This is a genomic window from Pseudomonas sp. UYEF17, from assembly GCF_040546125.1.
GTDB classification, from domain to species: Bacteria; Pseudomonadota; Gammaproteobacteria; order Pseudomonadales; family Pseudomonadaceae; genus Aquipseudomonas; species Aquipseudomonas putida_Z.
This window is the reverse complement of record NZ_JBEPNE010000004.1, coordinates 391630-412162: the sequence shown is the minus strand read 5'-3', so window position 1 is coordinate 412162 and position 20533 is coordinate 391630. Positions and strand designations below refer to the sequence as shown.

Here is a 20533-nt window from a genome sequence, read left to right as displayed (position 1 = left end):
AGAATCTCAGTCGATTTTTTTGTTGCCGCTGATCGCCCCCGGTGTCAGAGGGCATGGAGAAAAGCATGGTCAATACTGCACACAAAAATGCTAACTGTTCAATTATGTTTTGCTCAACCGGCTTTTTTCCGGTAAACAAGCCACTGAAGACACCCGCAACGTGCCTGCGTCAATCCAACAAGAATCACAAGGAGCTTGCCCCGCATGAACATCGATCTGAGCGGAAAACGCGTGATTGTCACTGGTGCTTCACGCGGTATAGGCCTTGCGATAGCCCGTGCCTTCGCACTGGAAGGTGCCCGTGTGGCCATCTGCGCACGTAGCTTGGCGGCCGTCCGCGAAGCGGAAGCACAACTGCAGGAACATGCGCAGGCGGTACTGGCCCGAGCCGTGGATGTCACGGACACTCAGGGTGTTCAACATTTCGTCGGTGAGGTGGTGCAGACCTGGGGAGGCGTGGACATTTTGGTAAATAACGCGGGCCAGGGGCGTGGGGGCAACCTAGAGACCCTCACGCCGGAAGCCATCCTTGAACACGCCAATGTGTTGCAGATGGGGCATTTTCGCTTCGTCCAGGCTGTGGTGCCGTTCATGCGGCAACAGCGCTGGGGGCGGATCATCGAGATCAATGCCCTGGCCGGCACCGTGCCGACCCCCGACGGGATCCCTTCGGTGATCAACCGTGCATCATGTGTAGCGCTTTCGCGCTCGCTGGGCATGTCGCTGGCCAAGGACAATATTCTCGTCAATAGCCTGAACATGGGCTGGATCGACACTGGCCAGTGGGACCGCCACTACAAGGAGATGGGCCCCGGGGTCAGCCGTGAGGAGTTCGATGCGATGGTTATGAAGGTGGTGCCGATCGGCCGTTATGGCAAACCGGAAGATGTTGCAGGCATGGTGTTGTTCCTTTCCAGCGAATACGCCTGTTTCATCAGCGCGGCTTCGATAGACATTGCCGGGGGCATGGGTGGCCAGATTGCCTACTTCCCGACACTCAAGCGTGATTTTGCCGCGGCACTGGCCGCTCGAAACACCGACAGCCACTAGAGCGCCCGTAATGAAGCTGCTGTTTCCAGTGCTTGCCACACTGATCTGGGCTGCCAGTACCGTGGTCAATCGCCTGTCGGTGGGGGTGATAGATCCCGCGGCCATTTCGTTCTATCGCTGGTTGACCGCATTGCTGGTGTTGTCACCAGTCATGCTGCCCAGGGTCTGGAGAATGCGCCAGAGGATACGGCCATACCTGCCCAAACTATGGCTACTGGGATTGCTCGGCATGTCGCTGTATCAGTCTCTGGCCTACTTTGCTGCACATACGGTCAGTGCCACCTCAATGGGATTGATCCTGGCGACCATGCCCTTGCTGACGGTACTGGTAGCCTTCCCGCTGCTGAACACACGCCCCACCCTGCCGTTACTGACAGGCACGGCAGTTTCATTCGCAGGGTTGGCATGGTTGCTGACCGCGGGCCACCTGCCATCGCTCTGGCAGCGCGGGGTGGGTCTGGGTGAATGGCTGATGCTGCTGGCGTCACTGTCCTACGCCCTGTATTGCGTGCTGGTGAAGCGCTGGCAAATCCCCCTGCCCACCTGGGAAAGCCTTTATGTACAGATACTCTGCGGCACGTTAATGCTGGTACCGCCATTTTTGCTTACATCATCGATGGCCCTGAGCGCTCAGAGCCTGCCGCTGGTTCTGTTTGCTGGTCTATTCGCTTCGGCGTTGGCACCGGGCCTGTGGATGCAAGGCCTGCAACGCCTGGGCCCGGAAAAAACCGCGGCACTGATGAATCTGGTCCCTCTCTTCACCGCAGCCTTGGCGATTGGGCTGCTCGGTGAGCCATTGCACCTGTATCACGCGGTAGGCGGCGGACTGATTCTGCTGGGAATTGCATTGGCCCAATGGCAACCCGTACGGGTCACCGCAAGTACCCTGCCCTAAGCCACTAGGAGTCGATTGCGGAGCGCGTCCAAGCCGTAACGATCTATACCGCTCAAGCGCGCCAGGTAGTACTCCAGTCCGCCATACTCAGCCTCGCTTACCTCCATGCACGTGCGTTTTGACCATGTTCAATCCTTCAAGAGGTGTGCATAGGCTGGCGTCAGCGGACGAGCGCCCTCGCCCAGCACCGGAGTACGCCGTGGCTTGCGTCCTCGTGTCAGCAGGCGAAGCGTGTCGAAGTCTTCGGCGGCGGTAAAAAATCGCTCCACCATCGGCAATCCTGACTGCCCCCAGTCATCCATGTTCGACATCCATGTCTGCATGCCCCACACCGGCCAACGCCGCAGTTGCTCCCAGGCGGCGTGCTGGTCGAGTACACCAGCCGCTCCCAGACTGATCAACTTTTCGCGGTACACCTGCAGAAGCCGTTGCCCCTCGGCGCGGCGTTCTTCTATCGTCAACGCGCCGAGCATGAAGTACGCCACATCGCGCCATGGCCGCCCGCGTCTTGCCAACTGCCAGTCGAGCCAGATGCGTTGTCCATTGTCACGCTGAAAACTGTTCCCTTGGTGCGAATCGCCATGGATCAAGCAAGAGGGCGAAACCTGTGCCCGCTCGAAGGCAGCCAACTCATCGAAAGCATGGCTGAAGAGCTCTGGCGTCTCATAGATCCAACGAGGTAGACGCTGCCGGTAGTCATCCTTGCCCAGGTTGACCTTGATGTAGTTGTACATACGCAGCAGGCCGTCGTTGTCTACCGGGTTGGCCATCGACACCGGAAGCCAGACCTGACGGTGCAGCCGTGGGTGGGCCCAGGTCACGGCATGCAACGCGGCTAAAGACTCCAGCCCCTGCGCGACTCCATCCACGCCCAGGTGATCAGTGCTGTGGCCGAACTTCCCGGCTGCCAGCCCAAGATCCTCCATTACCACTACGCCGCGCCCACCACCATCGGCGTCCCAATCAGTGAAATACGTGGCAGGCAATGGCGCGCCGGACCACGCGCGGGTCAGATGATAGAAACGCGACTCCAATTCGCAGATATCGCCGCTCTCGAAGCCTTCTGACCAGTTCGATTTCAGGCAGACATGGGACGGTATCCCTGCGCGCTGACCGACCTCGTTCAGCTCGAGCCTGGCGCGCAGCTTGGTAGTGTGCCCATTGCGGACCTCCACCACCGCCAACGCCTGCACTTCGATGCCGGGGTAACGCGGCTGCAGCAGCTCCGTCAGCCAAGCGGCGCTGAGGTCGCCGAGTTGTCGCGGCAGCCGCCCGACACGTTGAGGATACGGCCGCCCAGCACTCATCGCCAGCAAACTGCCCGTCACGGCGTCACAGCACGCGCAGCGTGAGCTGGCACTTTCAGTTTGAGCAGTTCAATTGCGTTACCACTGCGGATCCGCTCACGATCCGCAACCGATAGTCCTAGCCCGGCCGTCAGGTCACCGTGGTCATAGGCACCACCGAAGTTTGTACCGTACAGCAAGCGTTCAGAACCCACCACTTCAGCGACACCACGACGCAAACCAGGTGCGTGTACGTCAAGATCGAAGTAGAAGTTCTGCAGATAGTCCAGCAGCGGCCGCTGGTTGCGCGTATCGGGCGCCATAGCTTGGTTGAGTTCGCTGAGTCGGCCCAGTTGGAAGATCGCCATGCCCCCCGCATGGGTGATGTAGGTTTTCAGGGTTGGAAAGACATCCAGGGCACCTCCACAGATTAGGTACCAGAAAAACAGGGTCTCATCGACGCAATCGCCCACAATGGACGTGGTTTCGAACTTGTCGTCGGTATGTTTTTCGCCCCAGTAGATCGACTGATTGAAGCCATGCACCATGATTGGTACATCCAGCTGTGTGAGCTTCTCCCACACTGGGAACAACTGCTCGTCATGAGCTTGCAATCCGTTGAAGTTGGCACCGCCTACGCATACACCCTTGGCCCCCAATTGGGTTACCGCTCGCTCGATTTCCTTGGCTGCGTTGCGCGGATCGGCCAGATTGGCATGGCACCAGAAGTCGAAATGGTCCGGGTCGGCGCGACAGAACTCTGACATCTCGTCGTTGCAAATACGCGCGTATTCGTTGGCAAAATCACCAGCCCAATACATGAAGCAATGCGAAGGCGTGGAGACCACCAGCTTGTCGACACCCCGCTCGGCCATCAACTTGCGACGACTGGCGTGGGTCATGCGTGCCAATAGGTTGACTTGCGCCTCAGCGTCGCTAGTGGCTTTGGCCGGCTGCTTGGTGCCTAGGGAAAAATGGCCGACAGTCAACCCCTGCACCTTCATGAACGGGCCCCAAAATTCGTGGCGGTTCAGCATACCCTCTGTCAGCAGGTGGGCGTGTACATCGATCAGCATGGCGTTCTCCTTGTTGTAATCGGCCAGCAGGCCGAACGGTCACCGTTCGGCAATTTCGGAACCAATTAAAATATAGACATTTATTTTATTTTTGTTCATTTTTATCTGTGTTGCGCATAGCGCCCTGAGGAACAACGCAAGGCCAGCAAGGTTTCACGACGTACACGCCATGATCAGGAACTGTCGAAACGCTTGGGCCGATATCGATAACTGCTTGTCGGGTCGCCAAATCAGTCCCAATTCCATGGGCGGAATGACATCCGTCAATGGCCGAGCCTCGATCCTCTTACCCTCCAGGGACCAAGGTCGGTAAAGCATGTCGGAAAGAATGGCGACGCCAAAGCCATGGCCGACCATGCCGCGCAGCGCCTCCATGGAAGAAGTACGAAAAGCCACGTTGGGAGCCAACCCACGAGACGCCCAGTAGCGAAACGTCGAGCTGTCACCTTCATCCACGGTGGCAAGGATGTAGGCGTGCTGCGCCACGTCTTCGAGGTTGATTGAGGAGGCAGTCATTAAGGGGTGCTGGATGGCCAACCAGAGTTGCCGGCGGGACCGAATCAACACCTGATGGGAGAACACATTCAGGCTGGGGGTGTTGGACACTATCACCAAGCCTAGGTCGAGATCGCCATTGTTAACGGCCTGCTCGATGCTGTGGCGATCTATGTCGACGAGTTCGATCTCCACCTGCGGATAGTTGCGCTTGAATCGTGCAAGCAGCGCTGGCAGGAAGTAGCCCAGCAGCGTGTAGGAAGCCCCAACACGCACGCTTCCCCGTGTCGAGTGGCTGAGGAACAGCGGCTCGCTCAGGGCGTCCTGCAACGTTTCGAGGATATGCCGCGCATGCTGGGCAAACTTATTGCCTTCGGCTGTCAGTGTCACGCCATAGGGCAAACGGTCGAAAAGGCTAACACCCATAGTCTCTTCCAGGTGCTGCACCGCGGCGGTGATGGCCGACTGCGACACGTGCACCTTCAGAGCCGCCTGGGAGAACTGACCCGCATCAGCCGCCGCCACGAAGTACCGAAGCTGGCGCATGGAAACGTCTTTGCCCTTGATCATCTGCTATGCCGAGCCCGCCGCCAGAACCAATGAAACCGCTTGCCGCTGCGGCCTTCAGCGGCGGATCGTGGCCGTGATCTTGGCGTGCGGTCCATCTATCTGAGCAGCCCAAGCCTCTGCGGCCTGGTCAAGGGTGAAATCCAAGTAGTCCACGTGTATCTGCTGTTCCCTGGCGATCTTCAACAGTCGCAGCCAGATCTGTTCACGGTCCGCAGGGGGACGCTGGCCGGTCCCGATGCACGACAAGCTGCGAAACAGCAGGTCGGCGATATCCAGGTTGAGCTGGCGGCCAGCACCAGTGCCAATGGTCATAATGCGTGCCCCCCAATTGGTGGCCTTCAGAGACGTCAGCAAGGGTTGTCCGCACACCAGGTCGAGTACCACATCGAAGCCACCGGCCGCTGCCTCCTTAAGTGCGTCAACATCATCGCTGCCACCCAGGGTAACGACCTCGTCGGCGATTCCGCGCGACTTCAGACGGCCAAGCGCTTCCTGTGAACGCGCAGCACCAACGACCTTGCCAGCACCCATGCCACGCGCAAGCTGCAAGGCAATCTGTCCCAGGGTGCCGGTGGCGCCGAGGACCAAGACCTTTTCGCCCTTCTGAATCTCAGCCTTTTCCAACGGCACGATGGCCCCGGTAGCGGCAATACCCATGCTGATCGCGGTTTTGTCGTCCACATCATCCGGCACATTCCACACTTCGGCTTGCGGCACCAAAGTGCGCTCGGCCCAGGCACCGTAGGGCAGCACCGAACGCTCACCGAAATATACCCGCCGCCCATCCGGCGCTCGTCCCACGCCCTCACCACGGATGACGCAAGGGTATTCGACACCCAGACGGTAGGCCCCGAGCACATCCCACCCCCCAAGGCCGGCCGTGTCCACGTCGATCAGCACCGCACCGTCTTGCGCTTGCGGCTCATTGAACTCACGTACCTGTGGCAACGCATTGCGTTCGGAAATGATGGCTGCACGCATGGCTTTCTCCCTTGTCTGTTTTGTTCTCAAGCGTCTTCAAGACAAATAATTGAACGTTTTTTGATTATTTGTCCATATTTAATTAGCATCTAGGCCCGACAGTCCCGGTTTGAGCTGCAACACCGCCAATGCCGACGCATGCAGGTATTTGAAACACCAATACCTCACGGCTGTTTTTGTGATTTTACGATCGCGCCCCTGCTTTCTAGAGTCGGCCTCTACAAGGCATCGCCCTTACCGGTGCAGCCATACAAGAACAACGCCTGGAGGATGAACATGAGTACCCCGGTTTCTCTGGAAGATAAGTACGTACAACACAGTGGACATGTACTGCTCACGGGGATTCAGGCGCTAGTGCGCCTGCCCCTGATGCAACGGCTACGCGATCAGGCCAACGGTCTGAATACCGCCGGGTTCATTTCCGGATATCGAGGCTCGCCGCTAGGGGGACTCGATCAGGCCCTGTGGAAAGCACGTGACTACCTCAAAGCACACCACACAGTGTTCCACCCTGGTATGAACGAAGACCTTGCCGCAACCTCGATCTGGGGTACGCAGCAGGTCAATTTGTTCGAAGGTGCCATGTATGATGGCGTATTCGGCATGTGGTACGGCAAGGGCCCCGGCGTAGACCGTTGCGGTGATGTTTTCCGCCACGCGAACGCAGCTGGCACATCAAAATTTGGGGGTGTATTGGCCATTGCAGGCGATGACCATGGCGCCCGCTCCTCTTCCCTTCCCCACCAGACCGAGCACATTTTCAAGGCAGTGATGATGCCGGTGTTGGCGCCCTCCGGCGTACAGGAGTACCTCGACTATGGCATGCATGGTTGGGCCATGTCGCGCTACTCAGGCTGCTGGGTCGCCCTCAAGGCTGTGGCGGACACTGTTGAAAGCGCGGCCGTCGTCGATATCGACATTCATCGCGTACAGCCTGTAATCCCGACCATTGCGTTGCCTGAAGGGGGTCTGAACATCCGCTGGCCCGACCCACCACTGGCCCAGGAACAGCGCCTGCTGGAGCATAAGCTGTATGCCGCCCTGGCGTATGCCCGAGCCAACCGCCTCGATCGCATTGTCATGGATTCGCCGAATGCACGAATTGGCATTGTCACTTCGGGAAAGTCCTATCTCGACGTATGCCAGGCCCTGCGCATCCTTGGGATCGACGAAACACAAGCGCAAAAAATCGGTCTGCGCCTTTACAAGGTCGGCATGGTCTGGCCGCTGGAAGCTGAAGGTGTGCGACAGTTCGCCGAAGGTCTGGAAGAGATTGTGGTGGTGGAAGAAAAGCGCCACATGATCGAGTACCAACTCAAGGAAGAGCTCTACAACTGGCGTGAGGACGTACGTCCGCGTATCGTTGGCAAGTTCGACGACAAGGGTGAATGGAGCCTGCCGCACACCGATTGGCTGCTGCCGGCTATAAATGACCTGACGCCGGCGATGATCGCACGAGCCCTGGCCAAGCGAATCCTGCGCCTGCACCCAGGCGGTTCGCTTCAAATGCGCCTAGCCCTTTTGGAAGCGCAGCTGGCGTGCAAAGGCCAGTTCAGCAACCTGATGGAACGCGTGCCGCACTACTGCTCTGGCTGTCCGCACAACACCTCGACCAAGGTGCCGCAAGGTAGCCGCGCGCTGGCCGGTATCGGCTGCCATTACATGGCCGCCTGGATCTACCCGCAAACCCAAACTTTCAGCCAAATGGGGGGCGAAGGTGTGGCCTGGATCGGCCAAGCGCCGTTTACCACCACCCAACACGTCTTCGCCAACTTGGGTGACGGTACTTACTTCCACTCCGGTATTCTCGCTATTCGTGCCGCCATCGCGGCAAAGGCGCAAATTACCTACAAGATTCTCTACAACGATGCCGTTGCCATGACAGGCGGGCAGCCAGTGGACGGCAGCCTCAGCGTGGCACAAATCAGCCGCCAACTGGCTGCAGAGGGCGTTCAGCGCTTAGTGGTGGTCAGTGACGATGTTGAGAAGTACAAGGGCACTGATGATCTGGCCCAAAGTGTCCCGGTAGTACGCCGCGACAAGATGGACGAGGTCCAGGAGCAATTGCGCCAGTTCCAGGGAGTGTCGGCAATCATCTATGACCAGACCTGCGCAGCGGAGAAGCGCAGGCGTCGAAAGCGCGGCAAGTTCCCCGACCCGGCACGTCGAGTGGTGATCAACGAAGCGGTATGTGAAGGCTGTGGCGACTGCAGCAGCAAGTCCAACTGCATGTCGGTGGTGGCGGTGGACACAGAGTACGGCCGCAAGCGCGAGATCGACCAATCTTCGTGCAACAAGGACTTCACTTGCCTGAACGGCTTTTGCCCAAGCTTTGTCACCGTCGAAGGCGGAACGCTGCGCAAGCCACAGGCCCTGGCAGCCAAGGCCGACGATGACTGGGACTTGCCCGCTCCGTCGGTCGTCGCCCTCGAAGAGCCATACAGCATTCTGGTGACCGGTGTGGGCGGCACTGGTGTAGTAACCATAGGTGCCTTACTGGGCATGGCGGCATTTATCGAAGGTAAGGGAACGCTTAACCTCGACATGGCTGGCATGGCACAAAAAGGCGGCGCCGTCTGGTCCCACATTCGCATCGCTGCCCGCCAGGATCAGTTGTTCGCCCCGCGGATCGCCGAAGGTGAAGCAGCCTTGTTGTTGGGTTGCGATCTGGTTGTCAGTGCCAACACCGAAACGTTATCCAAGTTGCGCCAAGGTGTGACGCACGCTCTGGTCAACAGCGAGCAAAGCATTACCAGTGCGTTCGTGCGTACCTTTGCTCTGCAGGCGCAAAGCGGTGATCTGGCCAGCCACCCTGACCCGCAATTCCATACGCAAGGCATGTCAGCGCAAATAGCCGAAACCGTTGGCGCAGCGCGGGCGGACTTTGTCGACGCAAGCAAAATTGCCACGACTCTGATGGGCGATTCAATCGCTACAAATACCTTCATGCTGGGCTATGCCTATCAGAAAGGCTGGTTACCGGTCGGCGAAGAGGCGCTGGAACAGGCCATCGAGTTGAATGGCACCGCGGTAGCCTTCAACCTGGCAGCCTTCGCCTGGGGCCGACGCAGTGCCCACGATTTGCCACGGGTACTTAGCATTGTGGAAGCCGGCAAAAAGCAAAGCGCCGACCGCATACTTTCGCAAAACCTGGAAGAAATGGTTAAGCGGCGTATGAGCGTCCTGACGCAATATCAGAATAAAGCCTATGCCCAGCGTTACCGGCAACGCGTAGAGCAGTTTATGGAGGCCGAAACTCGGCTGCTGGGCCAGCCGGACGAGCTGTCCAAAAGCGTTGCCCGCCACTACTTCAAGGTCCTGGCAATCAAAGATGAATACGAGGTAGCCCGACTGTTCAGCAACGGCGACTTTCTGACAAAGATCCAGTCAACGTTCGAAGGCAACTACCGCCTGCGTTTCCACCTGGCACCGCCGCTGCTCAACGATAACAGCATTAGCAAAGAACCCAAAAAACGCTGCTACGGGCCTTGGATGCTGCAAGGCTTCAAGCTGCTGGCCAAACTCAAGATACTGCGCAACAGCTGGCTCGATCCGTTCGGCCATACCCATGAGCGCAGGGTCGAGCGTAACTGGTTGCGTAACTATGAAAGCATTCTGGATGAAGTGTTCGCAGGCCTGCGCAGCGACAACCTGCAACTAGCCCGCGAGCTGCTGGAGCTGCCAAACAGCGTGCGCGGTTACGGGCCAGTGAAAGAGCGCTTTCTACATCATGCCCACCAGCGTCAAGCGCTGTTACTGGAGCAATGGCGTAATGGCTCGACTGCACAGTTTCACGACGCCAGCCAAGCCACCGACAAAATTTCTATAATTCAACTCTAAACAGGGACAACAATGAACGAGGAACTGACCCGAAACTATCGCGAAATTCTGCAGGGCATTGGCGAAAACCCGCAGCGCGAGGGCTTGTTGGACACTCCAAGACGCGCCGCTAAAGCCATGCAGTACCTGTGCCATGGCTATCAGCAAAGCCTTGAGCAGATCGTCAACGGCGCACTGTTCGACTCGGACAACGACGAGATGGTCATCGTCCGTGATATCGAATTGTATTCGCTGTGCGAGCACCACCTGTTGCCGTTCATTGGCAAGGCGCACGTTGCCTATATCCCCACAGGCAAAGTGCTGGGGCTGTCGAAAGTGGCGCGTATAGTCGATATGTTTGCTCGCAGACTGCAGATTCAGGAAAACCTGACCCGCCAGGTTGCCGAAGCGATTGCCCAAGTTACCCATGCCGCCGGTGTGGCGGTAGTGATCGAGGCGAAACATATGTGCATGATGATGCGCGGTGTGGAAAAGCAAAACTCGGTAATGAGCACCTCGGTCATGCTCGGATGCATGCGCGACTCGTATAACACTCGCCAAGAGTTCCTACAACTGATTCGTAACCGTTAGCTCTCACTGATTTTGTGGGGAGCGGCGCATGCGCCGCTCCCCACAAAAACAGATTTAGAAGCGGAAGCGACTCACCGCCAGGCTCAGTTCCTCCGAAAACTCACGCAGTGATACCACCGCTCCAGAAACTTGACGTGTAATCGCATCTCCTTCCCCAGCCATACGGGCAATGTGCTCGATGTGCTCCGCGATCCCTCGCCCGCCCTCGCTTTGCACACTCACCGCATCAGCGATCTGGTCTACACCTTTAGTCGAGTTCCCAACTAGGTCCGCAGCTTGCTGCAAAGTGCTCTCCAGTTCGCTCAATAGCCTGCCACTGTCATCCAGTGCCACAGTGCCTGCATGCAGAGCGTCGCCAACCGCCTCGGACTGGCCTTCAAGGTTAACTGTCAAATCATTGATTGAATTGGCCGCTTGGGCCGAGCGTTGCGCTAACTGACGCACTTCATCTGCTACCACACTGAAGCCGCGCCCACTTTCACCTGCCCGCGCCGCCTCGATCGCCGCATTGAGCGCCAGCAAGTTGGTTTGTGCAGAGAGATCCTTGACCTGGGTGATACTGGCGGTAATCGCCGAGGTGCTTTCGACAAAAGCACCTACCGAGCCGCGAATCGCTAAGAATGCCAGCCGTACGCTGTCGATGTTTTCGAGTAGACGCGACAGCGCCAAGTGTCCGTCCTGCGTGCCTCGCAAGCTAGCCTCGGCCGAACCTCGCAGGCTCTGGGCATGGTTGGAGATGGCGGCAATACTGGCGCTCATCTGCTCGATGGTCATCGATACTACCCCAACCGCACCGGTCTGTGCTGAGGAGCTCTCGGCCACCTGCGCCGAGGCGCCTACCAGCGTCTCAGCCGATGCACTGACCGAGGCGGCTACCACGGCAACCTGACGCATCGCCTGCTGGAAACTGTCAATTAGTTCATTGAACGCCTGCGCAGTGTGAGCGATCTCGTCGCCACCGATCAAGCGCACTCGGTACGTCAGATCACCGTCTCGCAACCTGATCGATGCCTGCTCGATTTCCCGGATGGGGCGCAAGATCTGCCCTCGTAACAAAAGACTGACCAGCAATGCCAGAACACTGGCGGCCAGTGACACCACTATTAGCATCTTTGACACCTGACGCTGCGAAGCATCGGCCGCGGCAAACGCATTAGAAGTCAGTTGCGCTTGCATCGCTAATAGGCGGTTGAACTTCGCTTGCAAGCCGTCGCTGTCGGCGCGTATCCGTCCTAACAACGAAGTAGCCTGAGTCTGATCTTTTAAGGCTGTACGCTGAAATTCATCCAGACCCTGGGTAACAACAGCAGCCTGTTCCTGCACCGCTTGATAGAGTGCTTTTTCGTCGTCACCCAAGCGTGTCTCACGAGCCCCATTGGCAAGGCCGGCACGCATATCGTCGACACTAGATCGTATGTCCTCGAAGTAGGACTCCAGTTCCTCCTGTGCCGTCCTCCCACCTGATTCAAGTATGCGTGAGCCCGTGGCATAGGCACCTACAATCGCCGCCTGCAAGGCAGTCGTAGTGTCCAAAACCTGTCGATATTGCTGAAAGCGCAACTGTTGAATTTCTTTGATCACTGCCTGCTGCCTAGCCAGCCCGTAATAGGCCATAGTGGAGACAAACAGTAAGCCAAGCACGAACAAGATGGGCAACACTAGAAGCTTAGCGCCTATGGAGCATTTCTGTGCAAAGAGCATGAGCAATGACCGTTCTTCTTGTAATGATGAGGCCTATAGCTTGGCAATTTATAGGAAAAAATTCTATATCGAATACCAGATTCTCCATTTAGAATTACAATGACCATCGTCTCTCTACAGGTGGTTGCCTGGCTCTTCACCAGCTCAGCAGCATCCATATAGACTCCACTAGCCTCGGACCAAAGGTACAGGCTGTGATCCGACTTTTCTTGCAAGACTGAACTGAACCGGTTTCTTTAGACATTCGCCAAGTTGAATCATCACTTGCTGAATTGGCTTGCGGTCCCATTCGACCAGTGGCGTGTTTAACATCTGTGCTTTGAGGTTTCGCGATCGACATAACCTTAGTCCTACCTCCTGCTGGCGCCAAACCCTCGCTGACGCCCTCCGTAGGACTTCGTAGCCATCTTGCACAGGTAGCTAGCTCTATAGAACAGCCCTGGCAATTCATCGACCTTGCCACGACGGATTTCTCGGTCGACTCGATATTCAGCATTCTCGGGGATGTGCACCCGCCCTCTCACCTGCTCGATCGATACCCCCAAAGCACCAGCCCAAGACTCTTCCATACGGCTGATCATGTTCACCCTCTCGGAACCCAGACGCCCTACCGTGTAATAAGCATCACGGTTCAACATAATCAGCACGTGGTAATGGGGCCTACCGCGTTGTGGAACCTCTCTACACCAGACGTATCGCACTTTGCAGTCGCGAACGTAGCCACGCTCACCCACCTTCCTCTGGTGATAGTGGATCTTCTTCGTGAAGGACTCGAAAAACCGACTGATCACCTGATTCGTATAGGCGTAGTCAGGTAGATCAATGCCCTGAGGTAACCGGAGATCCACTCTGAATGCCAACAGCCTCGGATATTCAGCCAAGGCTAGCTCGATGGTGCGTTTGAGGTCCGACAGATATTCCCGGATGAAAGGCCCCTTGTCGACCATCAGGGGTAGGCCTTCGAAGGTCTCGTCGTAATGCAGACGGAGGTTGGAATTGTCGGGATGGCGGAGTGGGTAACGCTGGGCGGTATGGTTATAGGTGCGGTTATCATCGAACATGGTTATGAGCTCTCAGGATTGGAGTGTCATAACCACTGCCTAGTGTGTGATTTTTTAACCGTTACATCGCCTGGCCTGAACACTCTCAACTGGACGCTCGGTCACGTAGCGTATCCGTGATGGTAGGAACCTGGCCTGTCGTGGCGAACTGATTTAGTTGAACGGCTGGTTGAGGAGCCGTCACAGATAATCGCTCCCCATCCGTATGCTGGGTCTCAGTGATGCCCATCCACTAAGGGGTTAGGCGAAAGCCTTCGGGTAGTGATAGCTAGTAAAAGCATACTACCCGCACCGCAGCTGAAAGCTCCGACTGGCTCGGGAAAATCCAACCAGCTCTCCAAGCCACAGCGACGTTTTCTCCAAAAATGTATTCCGGACAAAAACCAGAGCCAGTGCCATGGTGGCCAGTGCCTAACCAGCGCCTGCCGGAACGATGGGAGCAACATCGCTCCGGCTTTCTGAAGATCGTCGACCCGCCCAGAATCAGACTGCTGGCATAAGCGCCATGACCAGCCGTAGCCAGTCATGGCGCAGATGATCATTTCTAGCTAGCCACACTCAGATGGCCGGTGGCACGCAATCGTGCTCCCTCAGCCAGGTCACGATCCTCGATCCGTGCCAAGATCCAGTCGTGCACCTCGCTTTCGACCCAGCCAACACAGCGGTCGCCCAGCGAGACCGGCTTCGGGAAGGTGTCTTCCGAAATGTACTTGTAGATGGTCGACCGGGCCAGGCCAGTCGAGTCGATTACTTCTTTCAGGCGGATGATCCTCATGAACGGGCTCCTCGTATTCGTTCAGAGGATTGCCGGGGGTAGTAAAATTTGAACTACTTCATCAGCAACCGCTTGGCCGGGTAAGATGCAAGCCCGTAGTGAATCCGCGTAACCAAGTCCATATCAGCCTCTCCACTGTACGACTCGGGGTTAACGACACCGGGCCTTTCCTCCAGCAACACCGTGCACTCGGATAGCCACTCCGGAGGTGGCCGCAATAGCACCGTAATGATCGAATATCCTGTGCCGTGTAAAACCGGCAGTATGCTCAAGCCTCCCGAATCGAACTCAATCCAATCTGCCTGCCCGAATCTTGACCTGTAATCCCGAGCAATCTTGAGCACTTCGCCGTGAAAATAGCTGATGACAGCTTTCCACTCCTTGTCGACATCGTCCTGGCCACCTTCGGGCATGGATGACTTTCGCAAGGCTCCCTCGATCCTTTCTCGAACCCAGCCACCGTCGACAAAACCTGTAGCTCCGAGCTCACGCCAGTGACGAGCAAGCAATTCGGATGCATATTGCAGGAGCATGAATTGAAGAAGCCTGAACACCACTCCCCTCTGTCCAGCAAGAAAGCGGATCACAGCCGAGGGTGTTTCAGTTCGAACTTCGCTGCCATGTTTGCTTACACGAAGAACATCTCTCCATAGGCTTTCCTCATGTGAGACACGCCTCTCATCTTCCCAGCCCAGTCGGTGCACCACGACGGCACAGTTTCGCTTCAATCCAAAAGCTGGATGGTTCAGGTTGAGAAAATAGGAACTCGAGATCTTCCCAGCCCTGAAAACCGAGCTTGATGCTCCCGGCACGTAGGTACGAATCAGCCCCACTGCCAGCAACCGCTTGAGCCGATGTTTCAAACTCTCGGCATCGAGCCCCGTGAGTCGGATTAACTCCAGATTGCTTACCCCGGTCACCTGCCCGAAGCTATCAGCACGCACCAATAACGTTCCCAGCAGCAATCGGTTGGATGCACTCAAGCGACCGCGGGCGCCTGGGGGCGCCGGCCTTCCAACCTTGCTCAGCGCTGCACTATTCGATTCAGTCTTGGACACTGCCCCCAGCATCTCTACTGTCAGATCGTCTCCAGAGAACAGTCGCTCAAGGAGTTTGGCGTGTGCCCCATATGAGCTTTTCTTTTCCGCCAGCAGCGCAACCTCTGCGGCAGCGATCCGGTAAGTGACTGCTGGTCGCCCCCGGCCCACCCCTCTCGACAGTCGGCATATCGCACCGCAAGAAACGAGCTCGACGAGGGCGCCGCTCACCATCCGCTCCGAGACATGGAGCCATTTGGCCATTGCCTTAGCATTGCCGGGAATCGTGTCAGCACCATCGCGCAAAGCACGGCAAGCCATTGCTTCCAGCAGAAACCTTGCCTCTACCCCACAACCCGTCAGACTCACGCTCATGCAGTCGATAATCAGCAAAGCTTAAATCCTTCGACAAATAAAGAACAGTTTATACACCCTGTAAAAAATTACATAAATAAATATACGACAAACGCATAACGTTACCGTAACGCGACAAAAACCATTGCAGGATGCCCATGACAGGATTACAAAGAAGGCATCCAGACAGAGGGTGGAATGGTGACTGAGGACAACACGAATTGGCTGCGCCAAAACGAGTGGGAGTGGGCGGAAGCCTATTTGCGCAAGCGCGCCCCCAGAGACATCTTCCTGGGTCGATTCGACAACCCGGGCTACGCCAGGACGACACAGATCATCAAGGATATCGAACAGACCACGGAAGGAATAAAACTGATCGAGCGCTTGAAGAACGCTCTACGACAGCGTAGATACCGCTCGCCGATCAACGGCAGGAAGGCATGCACCTTCTCCCTCCCGACCAAGACCGTGACGAGGCTCCGCCACCTGGCCAACAAGCACGATCAACCGGAAACCTCGATAGTCGCTGCCCTCATCGATGGCCTGTACGCCATGACCAAGACGCAGCAGGCGCGGGAAGAGCAGTTGAAGAAAACTGCCCAAATCGAGCGACAAATAGCCAACCAAGCGAAGTCCCTCCTCAAGGCCCAGCTGGAAGAGGCTATGAAGCACCTGGAACGCCAAGTCGAGCTTGTCGTCATGTGGGAACTGTCTTTGGAGGCAGCTCAACCTCCTTTCGAAGGTGATGAAACGCAAGCGCGACTCGAGGTAGAGAAAAGGATGAAGGGCGTTCAAAGAGAACTTCGCATCATTGCAACCAAGCACGCGCTTACTAGTGAAAGGCTGATCTGACCTTTTGCACCGCCCACCCGATCACAAATGGGTAGATATAGCCTATTAAGCTGTGCTGAACCCAGCGATGGCTTTTATAGATGACCGCCTGCTTGCAGCTAATGAGAGAGGCTTTCAACCAACCATCCAGGAATGTCCCTCACCCCATGTAAAACACGCCATTCATCGACATGGTCGACGCGCTCAACGTAGAACATCAGATAGGGATAGTGCCTCCGCGGCCAGTAGAGCAACCTTGATAAATTCAGCTCATTAACGTACAGAGGCATGCCCGAGGCCGGGTGGCGGCTGATGTGGATATAGGCATTTTCCAGGGCATCGATAAAACCGAGTGCAACCTGCTTGGCCTGCTCACCAAGGTAATAGCTGATAACGTCTTCTACGTCTTGGTTGGCAAGAGCCCAAAGAAATGACGGGCTTGGCCCTCATCCTTGAGTCTTAACAACCTTGGCGCGTAGAGATTCGAAATAGTCACCATCCGCAGGAGCAATTGGGCCTGATTCAGCGCCAGCCAGTAGCAAGCCTCGCAGATGCTGCCGATCCTGGTCCTTGCGAATCAGCTCTCGCAAATATTCACTACCGGTGCTGTAGCCTCGCTGACTGATCTGATCATCGAAAAAGGGCTTGAGAGCATCTGGCAGAGTCCGTGCTTGACAAAATTCGCCAAATCATAACCCTCCAGCCGTGCCTCGCCAGGCACTCGACTCGATAAATTATACAAAACCGCCATCACAGGCATTTTCTTCAAGTGGGTACAAACATGGGTAGAAAAATCATCACACACAAAAAAGCCCCGTTTTCAGGGGCTTTAATGAGAAATTTGGCGGAAGCGTAGAGATTCGAACTCTAGGATAGTTGCCCATCGACGGTTTTCAAGACCGTTGCCTTAAACCACTCGGCCACGCTTCCAGCTCGTTTTGCGGCCGCCATAATACCGTAATGAAACAAGCTGTCAAACTCTCTGTGTCGCGGGTTGCGGGAGCTCTGATAGACTCCTAGCATCTGAACGTCTTAAAACCACAGGTTTACCAAGGAGTGTCGCCATGCGCGAACAGGATTACGCCGTACACCACGGCCAGCAGGTCGAGCAGCAGGAGATCAGCAAGGTCCTGCGCAACACATACAGCCTGCTGGCGCTCACCCTCGCCTTCAGCGGTGTCATGGCCTTCGTGGCCCAGCAGATGCGCGTCGGCTACCCGAACGTGTTCGTGGTGCTGATCGGCTTCTACGGGCTGTTCTTCCTTACCAACAAACTGCGTGATTCGGCCTGGGGCCTGGTGTCCACCTTCGCCCTCACCGGCTTCATGGGCTTTATCCTCGGCCCTATCCTCAACCGCTACCTGGGCATGGCCGGTGGCGCTGAGGTGGTCAGCTCGGCATTTGCCATGACAGCCCTGGTGTTCGGCGGCCTGTCGGCTTATGTGCTGATTACCCGCAAGGACATGAGCTTCCTCAGCGGCTTCATCACTGCGGGCTTCTTTGTCCTGCTGGGTGCTGTGGTGGCCAGCTTCTTCTTCCAGATCAGCGGCCTGCAACTGGCGATCAGCGCTGGCTTCGTGCTGTTCTCGTCGGTCTGCATCCTGTTCCAGACCAGCGCGATCATTCACGGTGGCGAGCGTAACTACATCATGGCGACCATCAGCCTGTATGTGTCGATCTACAACCTGTTTGTCAGCCTGCTGCAGCTGTTTGGCATCATGGGTCGTGATGACTGATTGATTGCTGCAAGAGAAAGCCCGCTTCGGCGGGCTTTTTTTGTGGGCGCTCAACTCATCGATTTAGCTGGAGCCTTGTGGGAGCGGGCGAGCCCGCGAACACCGGCGAAGCCGGTGCCATACACCGAGTCGCATTCTTCGCGGGCACGCCCGCTCCCACAGGTTCGACACCTGGGAAAAAGCGCCCAATAACTGACCATAAAGTCAGATAACCAGGCGAATGGTCGCCGATCATGCCGCCATCGTGCTTTTCTCTACCCCATTTCGCCATCACCCCGTAGAATGCGCTCCTTTTTTCTTCCGGGGCAGCTTTTCGCAATGAGCTCACACGAACACAGCCCAGGCGCGGCGGCGCCTGCCAATGAACTGGTGCTTGGTCTTGAGGACAAGCCACGGCTGTTGATCGGCCTGCTGGCAGCACTGCAGCATCTGTTGGCGATCATCGTGCCGATCGTCACCCCTGGCCTGCTGATTTGCCAGGCGCTGGGGGTTTCCGCACGTGATACCAACCTGATCGTCTCCATGTCGCTGGTCATCTCGGGTATCGCCACCTTCGTCCAGTGCAAGCGCTTCGGGCCGTTCGGTGCCGGGCTGCTGATCGTCCAGGGCACCAGCTTCAACTTCGTCGGCCCGCTGATTGCCGGCGGGGCGCTGATGGTCAAGCAAGGTACGCCGGTAGAAGGCGTGATGGCGGCCATCTTTGGTGTGGTAATCGCCGGCTCGTTCGTCGAGATGGGCGTGTCGCGCATCCTGCCCTTCGTCAAACGCCTGATCACCCCGCTGGTAACCGGCATCGTGGTGCTGATGATCGGCCTGACCCTGATCAAGGTCGGCCTGATCAGCATGGGTGGTGGCTTCGGCGCCATGGCCAATGGCACCTTCGCCAATGGCGAGAACCTGCTGCTGTCGGGCGTGGTGCTGGCGATCATCGTCATCCTCAACCGCATTCCGGTGGTGTGGATGCGCAGCTGCGCCATCGTTATTGCCCTGGCGGCCGGCTATGCGCTGGCCGGTTACCTGGGCCGCCTGGATTTCACCGGCATGCACGAAGCCGCGCTGTTCCAGGTGCCGACGCCGCTGCACTTCGGCCTGGGCTTCTCCTGGGCACTGTTCATCCCGATGCTGGTGATCTACCTGGTAACTTCGCTGGAAGCCATCGGTGACGTAACCGCCACCAGCAAGGTGTCGCGCCAGCCGGTCGAAGGGCCGGTGTGGATGCAGCGGATCAAGGGCGGTGTGCTGGTGAACGGGGCTAACTCGCTGCTGGCCGGTTTGTTCAACACCTTCCCGAGCTCGATCTTTGCCCAGAACAATGGCGTGATTCAGCTGACCGGGATCGCCAGCCGCCATATCGGTATGTGGATTGCCGTGATGCTGGTGCTGCTGGGGCTGTTTCCGAGCGTTGCCGGGGTGATCCAGGCGGTGCCGGAGCCGGTGCTGGGTGGTGCGGCCATGGTCATGTTCGGGGCGGTTGCGGCTTCGGGGATCAATATCCTGGCCAGCACTCGCCTGGACCGTCGTGCCCTGCTGATCATCGCTGTATCCCTGGCCCTCGGCCTGGGTGTGGCGCAGGTGCCGGAGTTCCTGGCGCACATGCCTGCAGCGATTCGCAATGTGCTGGAGTCGGGCGTGGCTACCGGGGGTATCTGTGCCCTGGTGTTGAACTGGTTCTTGCCGGAGAGCAAGGAACAGGCTTGAGCCTGGAGTCCTTCTGTCAGGGCCATGGGGCTGCTTTGCAGCCCATCGCGACGCAAGGCCGCTCCTACACGAGGCCGCGTAGACCTGAAGATTGGTGCAAGACAAAAAGCCCGCCCCGCCATGTACAAGCGGGCGCGGGCTTTTTTGCTTTATCATGGCACCATTCCTTTTGCATGAGTTATCCATGAAATTCGCTATCGCGGTGTTCTCCCCGGCCCATGCGCCCTCCTCGCGGCGCGCCCTGCGCTACGCCGAGGCGGTGCTGGCCGGCGGGCATGAGATTGCCCGGCTGTTCTTCTACCAGGACGGGGTTCACAGTGCCTCGGCCAACGTGGTCGCCCCCCAGGACGAGCTGGATGTTGCCGGCCAATGGCGCGCCTTCATTGCAGCCAACCAGCTGGACGCAGTGGTGTGCATCGCCGCTGCCTTGCGCCGTGGCGTGCTCGACGAGGCCGAGGCCAACCGCTACCAGCGCCCGGCCGTGAACCTGCCCAAGCCTTGGGAGCTGTCGGGGCTTGGCCAGCTTCATGAGGCAGCGCAAGTTGCAGATCGCCTTGTCTGCTTCGGAGGCGACTGA

18 protein-coding genes and 1 tRNA gene are annotated in these 20533 nt (G+C 57.4%); 8 read left to right on the top strand and 11 right to left on the bottom strand.

Translation table 11 applies throughout. The features are described from left to right. Window positions 1–204 precede the first annotated feature (204 nt). Both ABIB24_RS09410 and ABIB24_RS09405 read left to right on the top strand, forming a co-directional pair. Window positions 205–1050, top strand: coding sequence for an SDR family oxidoreductase (locus tag ABIB24_RS09410; protein ID WP_075045772.1), 846 nt, complete (start codon window positions 205–207; stop codon window positions 1048–1050). A gap of 10 nt (window positions 1051–1060) precedes the next feature. Next, window positions 1061–1945, top strand: coding sequence for a DMT family transporter (locus ABIB24_RS09405; RefSeq protein ID WP_046785892.1), 885 nt, complete (start codon window positions 1061–1063; stop codon window positions 1943–1945). A gap of 128 nt (window positions 1946–2073) precedes the next feature. On the opposite strand, the gene ABIB24_RS09400 is transcribed toward ABIB24_RS09405, so the two are convergent. From ABIB24_RS09400 to ABIB24_RS09385, 4 genes are all read right to left on the bottom strand, one after another. After that, window positions 2074–3273, bottom strand: coding sequence for a phosphotransferase (locus ABIB24_RS09400; RefSeq protein ID WP_052750419.1), 1200 nt, complete (start codon window positions 3271–3273; stop codon window positions 2074–2076). Next, complete coding sequence (locus tag ABIB24_RS09395) at window positions 3270–4307, bottom strand: amidohydrolase family protein (protein ID WP_046785891.1); 1038 nt, start codon at window positions 4305–4307, stop codon at window positions 3270–3272. The genes ABIB24_RS09400 and ABIB24_RS09395 overlap by 4 nt, the downstream gene beginning before the upstream one ends. Before the next feature lie 153 nt (window positions 4308–4460). After that, window positions 4461–5372 (bottom strand): LysR family transcriptional regulator, encoded by a 912-nt coding sequence (locus ABIB24_RS09390; RefSeq protein ID WP_046785890.1) that lies wholly within the window; start codon window positions 5370–5372, stop codon window positions 4461–4463. Between the two features lie 54 nt (window positions 5373–5426). Then, window positions 5427–6353: a quinone oxidoreductase family protein gene (locus ABIB24_RS09385; RefSeq protein WP_054573037.1), complete on the bottom strand. Its 927-nt coding sequence runs from the start codon at window positions 6351–6353 to the stop codon at window positions 5427–5429. Window positions 6354–6629: 276 nt separating this feature from the next. On the opposite strand from ABIB24_RS09385, the gene ABIB24_RS09380 reads away from it, so the two are divergent. Next, window positions 6630–10193 carry an indolepyruvate ferredoxin oxidoreductase family protein gene (locus tag ABIB24_RS09380; protein ID WP_060493177.1) on the top strand — a complete coding sequence of 1188 codons (3564 nt, stop codon included), beginning with the start codon at window positions 6630–6632 and terminating at the stop codon, window positions 10191–10193. Window positions 10194–10205: 12 nt separating this feature from the next. Next, on the top strand, window positions 10206–10763 hold the full coding sequence (gene folE, locus ABIB24_RS09375) for a GTP cyclohydrolase I FolE (protein ID WP_046785888.1): 558 nt from the start codon (window positions 10206–10208) through the stop codon (window positions 10761–10763). A 54-nt stretch (window positions 10764–10817) separates the two neighbouring features. Here the strand turns inward: folE and ABIB24_RS09370 are convergent, their stop codons facing one another. The 4 genes from ABIB24_RS09370 to ABIB24_RS09355 all read right to left on the bottom strand — a co-directional run bounded on the left by ABIB24_RS09370 (window position 10818) and on the right by ABIB24_RS09355 (window position 15730). Continuing rightward, a complete protein-coding gene (locus ABIB24_RS09370; RefSeq protein WP_086974750.1) occupies window positions 10818–12464 on the bottom strand; it encodes a methyl-accepting chemotaxis protein in 1647 nt (548 codons plus the stop codon). A gap of 350 nt (window positions 12465–12814) precedes the next feature. After that, the gene (locus ABIB24_RS09365; protein ID WP_182328432.1) at window positions 12815–13525 is read right to left on the bottom strand and encodes an inovirus Gp2 family protein; all 711 of its coding nucleotides are present in this window, start codon (window positions 13523–13525) and stop codon (window positions 12815–12817) included. A gap of 544 nt (window positions 13526–14069) precedes the next feature. Continuing rightward, window positions 14070–14300: a helix-turn-helix transcriptional regulator gene (locus tag ABIB24_RS09360; protein ID WP_182328433.1), complete on the bottom strand. Its 231-nt coding sequence runs from the start codon at window positions 14298–14300 to the stop codon at window positions 14070–14072. Window positions 14301–14353: 53 nt separating this feature from the next. Next, entirely contained in the window at window positions 14354–15730 is a 1377-nt protein-coding gene (locus ABIB24_RS09355) for a hypothetical protein (RefSeq protein ID WP_169774705.1), read from the bottom strand. A gap of 159 nt (window positions 15731–15889) precedes the next feature. On the opposite strand from ABIB24_RS09355, the gene ABIB24_RS09350 reads away from it, so the two are divergent. After that, complete coding sequence (locus ABIB24_RS09350) at window positions 15890–16543, top strand: hypothetical protein (RefSeq protein WP_060493181.1); 654 nt, start codon at window positions 15890–15892, stop codon at window positions 16541–16543. A 98-nt stretch (window positions 16544–16641) separates the two neighbouring features. On the opposite strand, the gene ABIB24_RS09345 is transcribed toward ABIB24_RS09350, so the two are convergent. The 3 genes from ABIB24_RS09345 to ABIB24_RS09335 form a co-directional block, all read right to left on the bottom strand. Continuing rightward, complete coding sequence (locus ABIB24_RS09345) at window positions 16642–16914, bottom strand: type II toxin-antitoxin system RelE/ParE family toxin (RefSeq protein WP_309295694.1); 273 nt, start codon at window positions 16912–16914, stop codon at window positions 16642–16644. A gap of 54 nt (window positions 16915–16968) precedes the next feature. Next, a complete protein-coding gene (locus tag ABIB24_RS09340) occupies window positions 16969–17184 on the bottom strand; it encodes a ribbon-helix-helix domain-containing protein (RefSeq protein WP_082421386.1) in 216 nt (71 codons plus the stop codon). A gap of 180 nt (window positions 17185–17364) precedes the next feature. Beyond that, a tRNA-Ser gene (locus tag ABIB24_RS09335) sits at window positions 17365–17452 on the bottom strand. Window positions 17453–17586: 134 nt separating this feature from the next. Between ABIB24_RS09335 and ABIB24_RS09330 the strand changes: the two genes are divergently transcribed. From ABIB24_RS09330 to tusD, 3 genes are all read left to right on the top strand, one after another. Continuing rightward, a complete protein-coding gene (locus ABIB24_RS09330; protein WP_003251184.1) occupies window positions 17587–18258 on the top strand; it encodes a Bax inhibitor-1/YccA family protein in 672 nt (223 codons plus the stop codon). A gap of 318 nt (window positions 18259–18576) precedes the next feature. After that, window positions 18577–19956 (top strand): nucleobase:cation symporter-2 family protein, encoded by a 1380-nt coding sequence (locus tag ABIB24_RS09325; RefSeq protein ID WP_137164359.1) that lies wholly within the window; start codon window positions 18577–18579, stop codon window positions 19954–19956. 184 nt (window positions 19957–20140) lie between these two features. Then, on the top strand, window positions 20141–20533 hold the full coding sequence (tusD, locus tag ABIB24_RS09320; RefSeq protein ID WP_013973276.1) for a sulfurtransferase complex subunit TusD: 393 nt from the start codon (window positions 20141–20143) through the stop codon (window positions 20531–20533).